At 66.1% G+C, this 13,090-nt stretch carries 11 protein-coding genes; 2 read left to right on the top strand and 9 right to left on the bottom strand.

All coding sequences use genetic code 11. The features are described 5' to 3' along the window. Positions 1-3: 3 nt before the first annotated feature. Genes xrtA through GV044_RS00335 form a run of 9 tightly spaced genes read right to left on the bottom strand, consistent with a single transcriptional unit; the run spans position 4 to position 10,961 of the window. Complete coding sequence (xrtA, locus tag GV044_RS00295) at positions 4-1,557, bottom strand: exosortase A (protein ID WP_159863847.1); 1,554 nt, start codon at positions 1,555-1,557, stop codon at positions 4-6. Continuing rightward, the gene (locus GV044_RS00300) at positions 1,547-2,767 is read right to left on the bottom strand and encodes a TIGR03087 family PEP-CTERM/XrtA system glycosyltransferase (RefSeq protein ID WP_159863849.1); all 1,221 of its coding nucleotides are present in this window, start codon (positions 2,765-2,767) and stop codon (positions 1,547-1,549) included. Before GV044_RS00300 ends, xrtA begins: the two co-directional genes overlap by 11 nt. Next, positions 2,768-3,844: a FemAB family XrtA/PEP-CTERM system-associated protein gene (locus tag GV044_RS00305; protein WP_159863851.1), complete on the bottom strand. Its 1,077-nt coding sequence runs from the start codon at positions 3,842-3,844 to the stop codon at positions 2,768-2,770. Beyond that, a complete protein-coding gene (locus GV044_RS00310; RefSeq protein WP_159863853.1) occupies positions 3,841-4,713 on the bottom strand; it encodes an XrtA system polysaccharide deacetylase in 873 nt (290 codons plus the stop codon). Before GV044_RS00310 ends, GV044_RS00305 begins: the two co-directional genes overlap by 4 nt. Positions 4,714-4,736: 23 nt before the next feature. Further along, positions 4,737-5,933, bottom strand: a complete 1,197-nt coding sequence (locus tag GV044_RS00315; protein WP_159863855.1) for an XrtA/PEP-CTERM system-associated ATPase — start codon at positions 5,931-5,933, stop codon at positions 4,737-4,739. A 20-nt stretch (positions 5,934-5,953) separates the two neighbouring features. Further along, on the bottom strand, positions 5,954-7,696 hold the full coding sequence (locus tag GV044_RS00320) for a preprotein translocase subunit YajC (protein WP_236554547.1): 1,743 nt from the start codon (positions 7,694-7,696) through the stop codon (positions 5,954-5,956). Then, complete coding sequence (locus GV044_RS00325) at positions 7,693-8,772, bottom strand: capsular biosynthesis protein (protein ID WP_159863857.1); 1,080 nt, start codon at positions 8,770-8,772, stop codon at positions 7,693-7,695. The genes GV044_RS00320 and GV044_RS00325 overlap by 4 nt, the downstream gene beginning before the upstream one ends. Before the next feature lie 10 nt (positions 8,773-8,782). After that, a complete protein-coding gene (locus tag GV044_RS00330; protein ID WP_159863859.1) occupies positions 8,783-10,300 on the bottom strand; it encodes an XrtA system polysaccharide chain length determinant in 1,518 nt (505 codons plus the stop codon). 19 nt (positions 10,301-10,319) lie between these two features. Next, positions 10,320-10,961 (bottom strand): XrtA/PEP-CTERM system exopolysaccharide export protein, encoded by a 642-nt coding sequence (locus GV044_RS00335; RefSeq protein ID WP_159863861.1) that lies wholly within the window; start codon positions 10,959-10,961, stop codon positions 10,320-10,322. Between the two features lie 462 nt (positions 10,962-11,423). Here GV044_RS00335 and GV044_RS00340 point away from each other — a divergent pair, with 462 nt between their 5' ends. Both GV044_RS00340 and GV044_RS00345 read left to right on the top strand, forming a co-directional pair. Further along, a complete protein-coding gene (locus tag GV044_RS00340; RefSeq protein ID WP_159863863.1) occupies positions 11,424-11,921 on the top strand; it encodes a hypothetical protein in 498 nt (165 codons plus the stop codon). A 141-nt stretch (positions 11,922-12,062) separates the two neighbouring features. Further along, positions 12,063-13,088 (top strand): IS110 family transposase, encoded by a 1,026-nt coding sequence (locus GV044_RS00345; RefSeq protein WP_159863865.1) that lies wholly within the window; start codon positions 12,063-12,065, stop codon positions 13,086-13,088. The last annotated feature ends 2 nt before the right edge of the window (positions 13,089-13,090 follow it).

Below are 13,090 nucleotides of genomic sequence, written 5' to 3' on the forward strand. Positions count from 1 at the left end.
CTCCTACTTCACGCCGCCGATGCGGTCCATCCAGGTGCCGAGCGGGCCGGCGGCGTGCACGAACGCACGGATTGCCGGCTCGGCAGGTGCGCCGCGCAGGTCTTCGGCCGAGACGATCAGCACCATCGTGGCGCGCGTCCGCAAGGCGAGGCGGTCGGCCATGGCTGCGAGTTTCAACCGCGCGTTGCTGCCTGTCAGCAGGGGGCCCGTTCGATACCAGGTGTGCGCAACACGGCCGACATGGCCGGCGCCGAGCAGACGCTCCCCATGGCTTTCGGCGAGCGGTGTGGCGTTCGCCTGCCAGGCCCATTCGCTTTGCGGCACCAGGGCGCCCTCGCCGAACCCGCCCGCCTCGTGGCCTTCGCTCTGGCTGGCGTAGAGCGCGTAGAAGACGTCGACCCGGTGCCCTGCCGCATCGGCATAGCTGCCCAGCAGACGATGGTCGGAACCTCCGGCACGGGGCTGCCACCAAATTTGCGGGCGATAGTCGACGCGGGTCCAGCCGGGCACTGGCGGCAGGTCGATCGCAGTCGGCAGCGGTGCACTCATGCGATTGGCGGCATGAGCCCACCCCTGCACGCCCAGCACGATCGCCAGTGCTGCGAGGAGCGCGGGAACGGTGCCAAGGTGCATCGTGGAAAGCCTTGCCAGCACAGGTTGAGCAGCGATGGCCTCAGCATCGATCATCGGGTCATCGGCGGCGCGATCGAAGAAGCGCCAAGCCAGCGCCACGATCAGCGCAATGACGAAGGCAAAGAAGAACCAGCCGTAGACGATGTGGTCGAAGCCGGCTGCTGCCTTGGCACCGAAGAACTGTGCGGCATAGATCGTGCCCCAGGCGCGCACGCCGTTCGCCAGGATCGGCACCACGACGCACGCCAGCATCAGCCCTGCGCGCCGCCACGGCCGCACGAAACACGCGTTCGCCATCAATGCCCCAAACGCGACCATCGCGACCAGGAACTTGACGCCCGAGCAGGCCTCGGCGACCTCGAACAGTCCGGCCGGCGTGTGAATGAACACACCGTCGACTTGCGCCGTGATGCCGCTGAGGTGGACCAAGGCGATGGTGATATGCGCGGTCAGTGTCTGCAGCAGGGTCACCAGTTCCTCACCGCAAGGCACCAGGAAAGCCATGTAGAACAAGGGGAACAGCAGACCGGCAGTGACCTTGGGGCCGGTCAGCAGCGGCACCAGGGCCGCACTCAGCGCCACCACTCCAGCCTGGCGCGCTAGGTCGAGGCCGCTGAATGCGCCTAGCAGCCAGAGAAACGCTGCACCCGCCACCGCGAACAGGCCCGGCCACCATGCCTCAGGCGTCAGCTTCGCCAGTTCGGTGCGGCGCTGCCAAACCAACCAGGCCAGGATCGCCGGCACCAGCAGGATGTGGTTATAGGTAGAGATGTTCCACCACTGGCGAACCATGGCCGACCAGTCGCTTGCGAACAGCGCGAGAACCAATGCCGCCGCCAGGCTCAGCCTGACGATCGCCGCGCGCCACTGAGGGCTGAGCGCGTGCCAGCGCCAGCGTGGCAGCGGCAGTGCCTCAGGCAGCATCGCGCGCTTCCGCGGTGGGCAAGCCGACCAGTTGATCGAGATCGGCCAGGGCGGCAGGCCAGCTGGCGTTCTGAACGACATGCTCGCGCGCGGCCCTGCCCATCGCTTGCGCGCGAGGTCGGTCCTGCAGCAGCGCAATGCAGGCGGCGGCAAGCGCATCGTCGTCTGACGCGATCGACAGCTCCGCGCCATCGCGTGCGGCGATGCCGGTCGCGGCCTCAGGCGTGAGCACGACCGGCAGCGCCATGGCCATCGCTTCGAGGACCTTGTTCTGCACGCCGCGGCCGATCTCCAGCGGCACCAGCGCCAGGTCGCTGGCGGCTAGCCAGGGCTGCACATCCGGAACGCGACCCCAAACGTGCACGCCATCACCGCCGAGCGCGCTGACGCGATCGGCAGGATTGCGGCCGACCACGTGGAAGCTCGCTTGCGGAAAGGCCTCACGGATACGCGGCAGGATGCGCGTGACCGCACGCACGCAGGCATCGACGTTGGGCGCGTAATCCATCTGCCCGGTAAAGATCAGACGTGGATAAGGGAGCGATGCCAGCTGCGGCTCGGGGCGGACGCTCGAGGGATCGAACACCACGCTGTCGATGCCGTTGGCAAGCGTGCGGACACTGTCGTTACCCTCCGCGCGCGAGCGGAACAGTGCGGCTTCTTCATCGCTGATCAGCAGGCTGACGTCCGCGCGGCGGGCGAAGCGGGTCTCCTCCGCGCGTAGCAGGCGCCCCTCCCGCTTCTCGGCCCAGGCTTTCAAGCCACCATCGCGCGAGGCGTAAGCCTCGAACTTGGCGGAGTCGACGTCGACGAAGTCGGCGATCACCCTGCCTTTGAAGTCCTCGGGCACATACTGGCCCATCTGCCCGGAGAAGACGTAGATCGTTGTGATCGGACGCGTGGCTAGAACCTTGCGGATGTAACCTGCCAACGCAGTCGAATGAAAGGCGGTCAGGCTGATCGGCTTGCCGGTGAGCATGGCCGCCGCAGCGGCAAGCGGCAGCGGCTTGGACCGGTGCACCAGGCAATGGCTCGCTGCCACCCCTGCAAGCGCGCCTTGCTCCGCATAGTCGAGCGCATCGTCCGCGAAGGTGGCGACATGGACCGGCGCCAGGCCGGCGAGATGCTTGAGCACGTTGTGCGAGCGGATCTTGTCACCGCGATCCGGCGGGAACGGGATGCGGTGCGAAATGAACAGGATTTCGGACACTTAGCCCAGGCCTCGGGCGATCCAGGGCCCCAATCGATTGGCGACAGGCAGCGGCAGCTTCTGCCACAGCGCGATCTGCAACTTGTGCTTGGCGCTAGTCGGGTCGGCGTCGCGCGCCTCGCTGCCAGGCGCGGTCCACACGGCGTAGCTCAGCGGTTCGGGCGTAAAGCCCCAGTTACGCTTGAAGTGGTATGCGCCGCTCTCGGTCTTTGAGCGTCCGAAGTCGAACCGTTCGCACCCGCGCCGCCGAGCATGGAGCATCAGCTCGTAATACATGCGATCGTTGGCGCGCAGCCGTCGCGCATCCCAGGTACCGCCGCCCCAGTAGGGCATCACCGCGCCGCGCCAATAGAGCGAGAGCACGCTGGCAACGGGCTGGCCATGGTGCCGCACGGTGAGGATGTCGGCCTGATCTCCGAAGCCATCGAGCACGGCTTCGAACAGTGCGCGGGGAAACACCGGGGTACCCAGGTTGCGCACGCTTTGCGCGTAGACGGCGTAGTGAGCGGCGCGATCTTCGGGCGAGGTGCCGACCTCGATCTGGAAGTCGTTGGCCAGGCTCTTGCGAACCTCGGCGCGCTGCTTGCGCGGGATCGCGGTGAGCTGCGCTTCGTCGTCGGCAGCGAGCGCCGTGACAAAGCCGCAGTGCGATTGCGTGCGCAGCGCCCAGCCCTCGCGATCGTCGCTGACCGGCCCGCCGCGCAATTCGATGGTCGGGCAGGAATGGCTGGCGGCCAGGCGCTCGGTAGCGGCGAGCAGTTCGGCAGCTTCGCCGTCGTCAGCCATCAGCAGTCCACCATCGACGGCAAAGCCGGTGGAGGCCAGCAGCCGTCCGAAGATCGGCGAGTGGATCTCGTTGAGCGGGAGGTAACCGCTGAGAGTTCCCCCGCGCTCAGCGACCAGCGCGAGCGCGCGGTTGCCGGTACCCTGCTCCACCGCCTTCAGCCAGGCCGGCAGGTGGAACGGCGTGCCTTGCGGGTGTGCGGCGACGAACCGCTCGATACCCGCGCGCTCGTCAGGGTCGCGCAGATCGGCGAGCCTTACCGTCGTACGCATAGGTGCGAAGGGCGCGTTCATGCGGCGAGCGCCACGGCGCTGCGGGTCTCGCGCGCGGCAATCGCGTCCATGCGGCCCCAGGCGAAGTCCCGCACCAACCGGCGCAGCTTGGCCGCCATCACGTCGATGTTGGTGTAATGGCGAAACCGCGATCGCAGCGGCGCATCCTCCACGCGCGGCTGCTCGGGGTCGACTTCCCACGGGTGGAAGTAAAACACCGCCGGCCGCCCCTCGGCGTTCACCTGGCGGATCGCCCAGCGCGAAAAGGCGTAGGGCAGCACCCGAAAGAAGCCGCCGCCGCCCGCTGCCAGGCGCCGCCCGGCGAACATCGCGGTGGTCACGGGAATCTCCACCAGATCGCGCCGGGCGAGCGGGTGGAACGCGAAGCGCGGCGCCTCGCGCCAGCCATAGTGATCGTGCGCGATCGGCGCGACGCTGGACGAGTAGACGTAGCCTTGCGCTGCCAATTCCTCGTGCGCCCAAGGCGTGCGCGCATCGATGGAGAAGCTCGGCGCGCGATAGCCGGTGACCGCGACGCCTGCGGCATCCTCGATCGCACGGCGGCTGATCGCAAGGTCCTGCGCGAAGCTGGCGCGGTTCATGCGGAACACGCGCTGGTGGTCCCAGCCGTGGCTGGCGATCTCGTGTCCTTGCGCGACGATCCGGCGGATCAGTGCGGGATGACGCTCCGCCACCCAGCCCAAGGTGAAGAAGGTGCCCTTCACTCCCGCGTCATCGAACAGTGTCAGGATCGCGTCGCAGTTGCGCTCGACACGGGTCTTCAGCCCTTCCCAGCTGTCGCGTTCGATCACCGTCTCGAACGCGCCGACCTGGAACCAGTCCTCCACGTCGACCGAGAGGCCGTTGATGACTGGTGACGCCGATTGCATGCCTTGAACTCCTGCAGGCGCGATCAGGCCGCGGCGCGGCCTTCGTCGCCGCTCTCGATCCACTCGATGATCATGGTCAGCGCATGGCGGATAGTGCGGTCCTGCTCGGACAGGCGCGCGTCGAGCGCGGCGATCTGTTCGTCGATCGCGGCGACAAGCTCTGCGTGCACGGCCTGGCGGTTCTCCTCGCGCTCCTCGACCGTATTGGCGAGTTCCACCACGGCCTGCTGCAGTTCCTGGATCTGCGCATCTCGCTCTGCCACGGCGACTTCCAGCGCGGCCGTCGCGGCGACGGCGTCGGCGCGATCTTGCTCGGTCGGGCCCGTGGAGGCGACGGGTTGCGCAAGGGGCTGCGGGGTGGGCTGCTCGACCTTGGCTTTTAGCTGCGGCGACACCAGCGCGATGGTACCATCGTCGTTCAGCTCACCCAAGACTTGCGCCAGCATGGCACCGTCGATCCGCTCGCGCTGCTCGACCGCGCCCAGCAGCAGCAGGCGGTTCACCACCTGGTTGACGCGCCGCGGGATGCCGCCGGTTGCCTTGTGGATCTCAGCGAAGAGATGCTCGTCGAAGCTCGGATTGCCGTGCCAGCCGGCGCGGTTCATCCGGTGCTCGATATAGGGCTGGATCTCGTCCGGCTGCATCGCCTCCAGGTGATGCGTCGCGATCACGCGCTGGCGCAGCTGCTCCAGCTCGGGGCTGTCGAGCAGCAGGCCGCGAAACTCGGGCTGGCCGAGCAGCAGCGTCTGCAGCAGCGGGTGCGCGCCGAGCTGGAAGTTGGAGAGCATGCGCAGCTCCTCGAGCGCGCCGATCTCCAAGTTCTGCGATTCGTCGACGATCAGCAGGCAGCGGCGGCCGGCGCGCGCTTCCTCATGCAGGAAGTGCTCGATCATGCCGAGCGCGGTCGCCTTGTCGTGTCCTTCAACTTCAAGGCCGAAGGCATGCGCGACGACGTGGACGATCTCCTCGCCGTCCAATGCACTGGTGACTACTTGCGCAGCGGTCAGCATCGCCGGGTCGATCGTCGCCATCAGGTGCGCGACCAAGGTCGACTTGCCCGCGCCGACTTCGCCGGTAATGACCACGAAGCCCTCGCCCTGCGCCAGGCCATAGCCGAGGTAGGACAGCGCCTTGCGGTGCGTCAGGCTCTCGAAATAGAACGCCGGATCGGGAGTAAGCTGGAACGGCCTGGCTTCAAGCCCGTAGAAATCGTCGAACATCGTCTCTCTCCTACGGATGATCAGAAGCTGTAACGCATGCCAACAAGGGCAGAGGCGGTCCAGATGTCGTCGAGCGGTTCCGGTTGCAACGTGCCGTCGATGCCCACTGCCGCCGTGGCGCGCAGGCGGGCGGTGAGCAGGCGGTAGTAGCTCGCCGAAGCGCCGACGTTGGTGATGTCGTCCAGCAGCAAGTCGTCGCTCTTCAGCCACTGCGCATAGCCGTTGGTGGACCAGCCGGATTGCGGATCGATGCGGCCGCTGAGGAACGCGGCGAGCCAGTAATTCTGGTCCACTACGCCGTTCGCCGATGCGAGCACAGTGCCGCGTGCCGCCAGGAACTTGCGCCGATCATAGCCCGCGCCGATGCCGGCATCGAGCCCGCCCATCTTGAGCGTGTAGCTCGCCGCCACGCCGCGGGCGCGGAAGGTTGCCGAGCGGATCGAGCCGAGCGCCCCTGCCAGGCAGCCGTTGCCGCTGAGTGTGGAAGCACAGCCGCGCAGCTCGCCCGAGATGGGATCGCGCACCGCTTCGAAATCTTCGGGCAGGCCGTCGAGCAGGCGCGTGACCTGGCCGCCAAATCCGGCTACGTTGTCGTAAACCATGACGTTCAGCGCGCTGCGGTCGTTGGGCGCGTAGGTCAGCGTACCGTTGAAGCTGGTCGAGCCATAGCGGCGGCCGACATGCGCGGTCAGTGAGGTGCGGCGACTCGGACGCCACATCACTCCGACATCCCAGATCAGGCCGTCGACGTCGTAGGCGATCTGGCGCGGTGCGCTGTCGTCGGTAACGTAGCGTCCATTGCGCACCAGCGGCGCGCCATTGGGCCCACGCACCGCGTCGCGGCTGGAGATCTCGACATCCTCGTAGCCGAGTGCGCCGGTGACCTGGAGGTCGCGGTTGATCGGTACCGTGACGATGCCGCGCGCCTGCATGTCGCGCACGCGCTGGTCGAGGTTGGAGACATCTTCCTGGTAGAAACTGCCCGCCGCGCCCAGGCCGACCGGCAGCACCGTGCCGGGGGCCACCATCGCGGACAGATCGGCGATCTGCACGACGCTCTCGTCGAACACGTCGAACGAGCCGAGACCCAGGTCCTCGCCGTTGAAGTCGAAGTTGTTGTCCTGGTCGACCTTGGTGTAGCCGGCCCGGTAGTTGGCCGAGAGCGCGACATCGCCCGCGCGCGTCGCGAAAGAAGGGCCGGCATAGACCGAGTAGATCTTGGTGCTGCCATCGTTGCCGATGCCGCTGCTGCCAAAGCCGACGCCGCCGCGATCGCCGCTCGCCCGAGTGGCCAGCGCGCCGCCCTCGACCGTCAGGCCACGCGCGATGGTGGTGTAGCCGTTGACGAGGCCGCTGATGGTGTCGCCGTCGCCGGCGCGCTTGCCCCAGCCGAAGTGGTGCTCGTAGCGCACGGACGCTGCCAGCGCATTGTTGCGGCCGGAGATCGAGGCGTCGACGCCCGCCGCGACCTGAGTGTAGGTCAGCACTTCGTTGCCGGGCGACAGCTCGGCATTCACGATCTGGTTGACCTCGGCATAGGGGATCACGACCACCTGCTTGCCGCCACCGCCGCGGCCATTGCGGCCTGAACGCGTGGGCTTGCCGGCCTCGGGCGTGTCGCTCGGGGCATCGGCGCCCGGACCCTCGCTGACGTTGCCATAGCCGATCGACTGCGCCTGCGCGCCAGATGATAGCGCAAGGGCAGGCAGCGCGAGCGCCACCAGCGACGCGGTCGCCAGGAAGGTGGGGGGCATGATAGTCATTCCCTGTATCCGTAATAGGTGCCGAAGCTACGGCCGCTGGGGCTGAACTGCGCGGCGTTGAGCAGCAGCTGGATGTTCGGGCACGAGGACAGCAGTGAGACCGCGTCTTCCAGCGCGCCCTGTCCGGTGCTGTCGGCGCGCACGATCACCACCGCCTGGCCGACGTACTTGGCAAGCTCTGCCGCCGGCGAGGCCGCGAGCGCGGGCGGCGAATCGAAGATCACCATGCGGTTGGGAGCGCCGTGCGTCAGCCGCTCCAGCACCTTTTCGGTACGGGCGCTGGACAAGTATTCGCTGTCGTTGGTGGTGGTGTCGCCGGCAGGCAGGACCCACAGCCCGGGAATGTCGGTGGCGAGCACGAAATTGGCGACGTCCGCCGTCTCGTCCATCAGCGCGTCCATCAAGCCCGGTCCACCTGGCAGGCCGAGTGCGGAGAGGATCGACGGCTTGGCGAAATCGGCATCGACCAGCAGGACGTCGCTGTCCTTCTCGGCCGCGATCGACAGCGCCAGGTTGGCGGCGCAGTAGGTCTTGCCCTCGCCCGGATGGGGAGAGCTGATCAGCACGCGCTGCGCCTTCGTACCGGCCTTCTGGCGGCGCAGTTCGCTGGCCTGCACCATCAGCTGGCGCTTGACGATGCGGAACTCCTCGAGGAGCGCGGTAACCGAGCCCTCGGGCACGATCAGCCCGCTCTCGCGCAAGTGCTCGCGATCGATGGCGTGGCGCTCGCCAGAGAAGATGGCGGGGGCGGCGGGCGGTTCTGCCGCAACCTCGCGTTCCCGTTCCCCGTTCGGGTCGAGCGAAGTCGAGACACGGGGTTCCGGCGCAAACGTGTCTCGACTCCGTTCGACACGAACGGGAGTGGGATCAATGGCTTTTGCAGCCGCCGGAGTGGGTGCCTCCGCCACCTTCTTCGCCCGCAACACCGGCTCGCGCTTGGGAGGCAATGCCTCAGGCCGCGGAGCCGCCATGTAGCGCTTGAAGTCGAACCGCTCGGCCGCGCGCTCGATCAGCGAGTCGCGCGCAGGCTCGGCCTTGTCGCGCAGCGGGAGGGGGATCTTGCTCTGGTCGGTCATTGTCCGTTCCTCAAGCCACCATGCCGCGCTGGATGAATTCGACCGCGAGCAGCAGCACGAACAGACCGCCCAAGGCCGCCGTGCCGCCGTACCAAAGCTTCAGCCGCTTCGCGCGGAGGCGCCGGGCCGAGTCGGTCAGCGTCTGCGAGATTGCGCCCAAGACCGGCAGACCGGTGGTCCGCTCCAGCCCCGCCGTGGTGGCGAAAGTCGAGCGCAGCTTGCCCATGCCGAACGCCGCGCCGGCTCCGCCGACCAGGCCGACGATCAGGACGCCCAACAGCAGCACGGGGCGATTGGGAGCCGTGGGCGCACGCGGCGTTGTCGGCGGATCGACCACCTCGAACTTCACCGCCTCACGCTCGGTCTTGATCTCGCCGCGCAGCCGCAGCTCCTCGCGGTCCTGCAGGAGCTTGTCATACTGATCCTTCAGCACCGCGTAGTCGCGGCTGATCTTCTGCGCTTCGGCCGCAGCCTCGGGGTTGTCGAGCGCCTGCGCGGTCAGCTGCGCGATCTCGGACTGGAGCCCGGCCCGGCGCGACGTCAGCGCCTGCACCGTCGCCTGCCGATCGGCGCGCATCGATTCTAGCGAGCTGTACGCCGGGTTCGGCACGCCGCCGCCGCTCGCTGCTTCTTGCGCGGCAGGTGACTTCAGCGCCGCCACCTGGTTGCGCGCGGCGATCACGTCGGGGTGGCTTTCGGTAAGGCCGCGAGCACGCATGGCAGCAAGGTCCGCCTCGGCGCGCGCCAGCGATGCGGAAGCACCGCCGCCCGCACCTGCCAGCGTGCGCGGCGTGCCGGCAAGCTGGCCGTTCATCGCCGCTGCCGCGCTCTGCGCCGCGACAAGGTCGGCCTCCACGCCGCGCAGTTCGCTGCGGGCCGAGTCGAGCCGGGCCGAGCTGTTCGCTCCCCCTGCCGCCATCTCGGGATGCGCCTGCTCGAACACACGGCGGCGGTTCTCGGCCGCTTCCAGCTCTTTCTCGCGCTGCGCCAATTGCCCATTCACGAAGTCGAGCGTCTCGGTCATCTCGCCGCGATTGCCGGAGAGGTTCTCCTCGCGGAAAATGTCGATCAGCTTCTGCGCCACCGCCTGCGCGACCTTCGCGTTCTCGGCATCCGAGAGCGAGCTGTCGTTCGACACGGCGGTGATGTTGAAGAGGTTGTCCTGCTCGCTGACGACCTTGATGTTGTCGGCGAGGCTCAGCACCGCGGCCTCCATCGCTTTGGGCGACTCGATGCGATCGCCAAGCTCCGTGGCGCGGATGACCTTCTCCAGGTTCACTGCGCTGGTGAGCGTCTGGCGGATGCGCTCGATATCGCGCTTGCGGTCGGCAACCCCGATGCCGACTTGCTCGGCCAGTGCGTCATCCAGCTGGATGAAGATGCGCGCTTGCGATTCGTAGCTGTTGGGGATCAGCGCCACGACCAGCCAGCCGAGCAGGCAGATCGCCCAGGCGACGGCCAGCGCCAGCCACTTGCGGTGCCAGACGGAGTGGACTGCCGCGAGCGCTTCTTCGTAAATCGAGTTCATGTTCCTGCCCCCACCCTGCTCAGAACATGCTTTCGGGGATGATGATCACGTCACCGGGCGCCAGCATGACGTTGGCTTTGCTGTCGCCCTTCTTGAGCAAGTCGCCCAGCTTCACCGCGAACTCGGTCTGCTTGCCGGTGGACTTGTCGAAGCGGATCAGCCGCGCCTTGTTGCCCGCCGCGTATTCGGACAGGCCGCCCACCGCGATCATCGCGTCGAGCAGCGTCATGTTGGCGCGATAAGGGATCGAGGCCGGCTTCTCGGTCGCGCCGACGACGCGGATCTGCTGGCTGAAGGTGCCCGCGAACTTGTCGACGATCACCGAGACCAGCGGCTCTTGGATGTACTGCGAGAGCTGAAGGCGGATGTCCTCGGCCAGCATCGAGGGCGTCTTGCCCACCGCAGGCATGTCGGTGATCAGCGGCGTGGTGATGCGCCCGTCGGGCCGGACCTGGACCTTGGCGCCAAGCTCGGGATTGCGCCACACGAAGATCGTCAGCTCGTCCAGCGGGCCGATCACGTACTCTTCGCCCGGCCCTTCCTGCATCGACACGAAGGACGCCGGCGGCAGCTGTGGCCCGCTCGCGGTCGAGCAGCCGGTCAGCACCAGGCTTACCATCGCGCTGCCGGCCAGAAGACGGGCGAGGCGTACGTTCGGCATGGACATATCCCTGTGACGCCGACCATTCACGCGGTCGGCTGAAATCAGCCTCCGCTATCCCGCCAAAGGGTGAATATTAGGTTAGGGAAACCGCGTGGTTTGGCCCGGTCCCGCTTTGGGACGGGCGGGCTGGGGAGGGTTAAGGGTGTGCCCGGCCGGTGCGAGGAGGCGCGAGTGGCAGGCGCTCTGCTATATACCGACCATCCGTCATCCTGAACTTGTTTCAGGATCCATCGTGCCCCCTAGCCGGAACGTCACCGGCGTAAACCTACTGCACGCTCCGGTGCTCACAGCACAACGCGCCGAGGCGAGATGGACCCTGAAACAAGTTCAGGATGACGGCGTGTTTGGGTGGAAAGCCGTCATCCGCTCAGGCGGGTGCATGGTTGTTTCGCGCACTGTTTATCTTCGATCCACCAAGGCTCCGTTGTAAAGCTCAGTCGATTGTGCTGATCTGATGCAATGAGACGAACTCGATACAGCTTCGTCGTCCTTGCTTTCGCGACCATCTGGATAAAGGAGCCGGCTGCTGCCTGCGTACCGGCGAATTACAGCCCCACGGCCGCCCGAGCCGAACAGAATGCCTTCGAGCATTTCCACGAAGCGAATAGCGTCTACGAAGGCGTTCTTCTTGGGTGGCACGATTATGAAGATGGCGGAAGGCTATTGGTATTGAAGGCCTACAAAGGTCCTGCTGCGCCGTTTGATGTTGTAAGCTTACCGGGCGGCTCCAGTTGTTACAAAGAGGTTGCCCCATTTTCCGCAGGCGTCTGGGGTCAAAGCTTAGCCGTGGACACGTTTGATGGCTTTGAGGAGCAGAGGACCGTCGATATCTGGAAGAAACATGGGTTCGTAGAATCTGGAGCACTTACTCCAATTCGCCAATTCTATTCCGTCATCGCAATGGCGGTGAGCGCACTTGTTATTGTCCTCCATTCTCTGGTAAAAAAAGGCGGCTGAGCTGACACCACCTGCACTTCGCCGCCGGCTTAAGATCGCCCTCAGTTCGGCACGAAATGTCTGCAATTGATGCCGTGGACGGCGCTCCACCCCAAGCGGAGTCGGGTTTAATCTGCTCCGCCCAAGTGGAGGAGAAGTGTCATGGCGGATGTACACGTTATCGGGTTAGACATTGCAAAGTCGGTCTTCCAGCTGCACGGGCTTGATGGTGCAGGAGCCACCGTTCTGCAGAAACGGCTGAGCCGAGCCCGACTGCTACCCTTCTTCCAGAAGCTACCACCATGCCTGGTCGGGATAGAGGCGTGTGCAACCTCTCACTATTGGGCTCGTGAGATTGCCCGGCTTGGGCACGAGGTGAGGCTTATGCCGGCGCAATACGTAAAGCCATACCTGAAGCGGCAGAAGAACGACATGGCAGACGCGGAGGCGATCGCCGAAGCGGTCACCCGGCCCAACATGCGCTTCGTGGCAGGCAAGGATCCGCACGAGCAGAGCGCGATGATGCTGCACAAGGTGAGGCTGATGCTCAACCGTCAGCTGGTTATGCTCACCAATGCCATTCGCGCCCATATGGCCGAATTTGGCATCGTTGCGCCTGTCGGCCGTCTTGGCGTCGATCGATTGTTGGCGGTGATTGAAGACGAGACCGATCATCGCATCCCTGAGGCAGCGCGTCAGTGCCTGCAGATGCTCGTTGCCCAGTTGAAGGTGGTCAAACAGCAGATCCTCGAGAACGACCGCCGTGTCCTTGCCCTTGCCCGTTCAAGCGAGCTGGGCAGGCGGCTCATGGCAGTGCCTGGCATCGGGCCGCTCGTCGCATCGGCGCTGGTCGCATGCGTTCCAGACCCATCAGTCTTTCAATGCGGACGCAACATGGCAGCCTGGATGGGATTGGTGCCTCGGCAAAACTCGTCTGGCGGCAAGGCGCGGCTGGGATCGATTACCAAGGCTGGCAACCGCTATCTACGGCAGATGCTGTTTGCTGGCGCCATGGCCGTAATCCGACGAGCCATGCAGAGCACGCAACGTACATGGCTCGTCAGCTTGCTTGACCGTCGCAAGCCTAAGGTCGCGGCGATGGCATTGGCGAACAAGAACGCTCGGATCGCATGGGCCATGATGACGAGCGGGGACGCTTATCGTGGGCCAGCCGCTATCGCTGCATAAAG

Source organism: Novosphingobium sp. 9U (assembly GCF_902506425.1).
In the GTDB taxonomy this organism is placed as follows: domain Bacteria; phylum Pseudomonadota; class Alphaproteobacteria; order Sphingomonadales; family Sphingomonadaceae; genus Novosphingobium.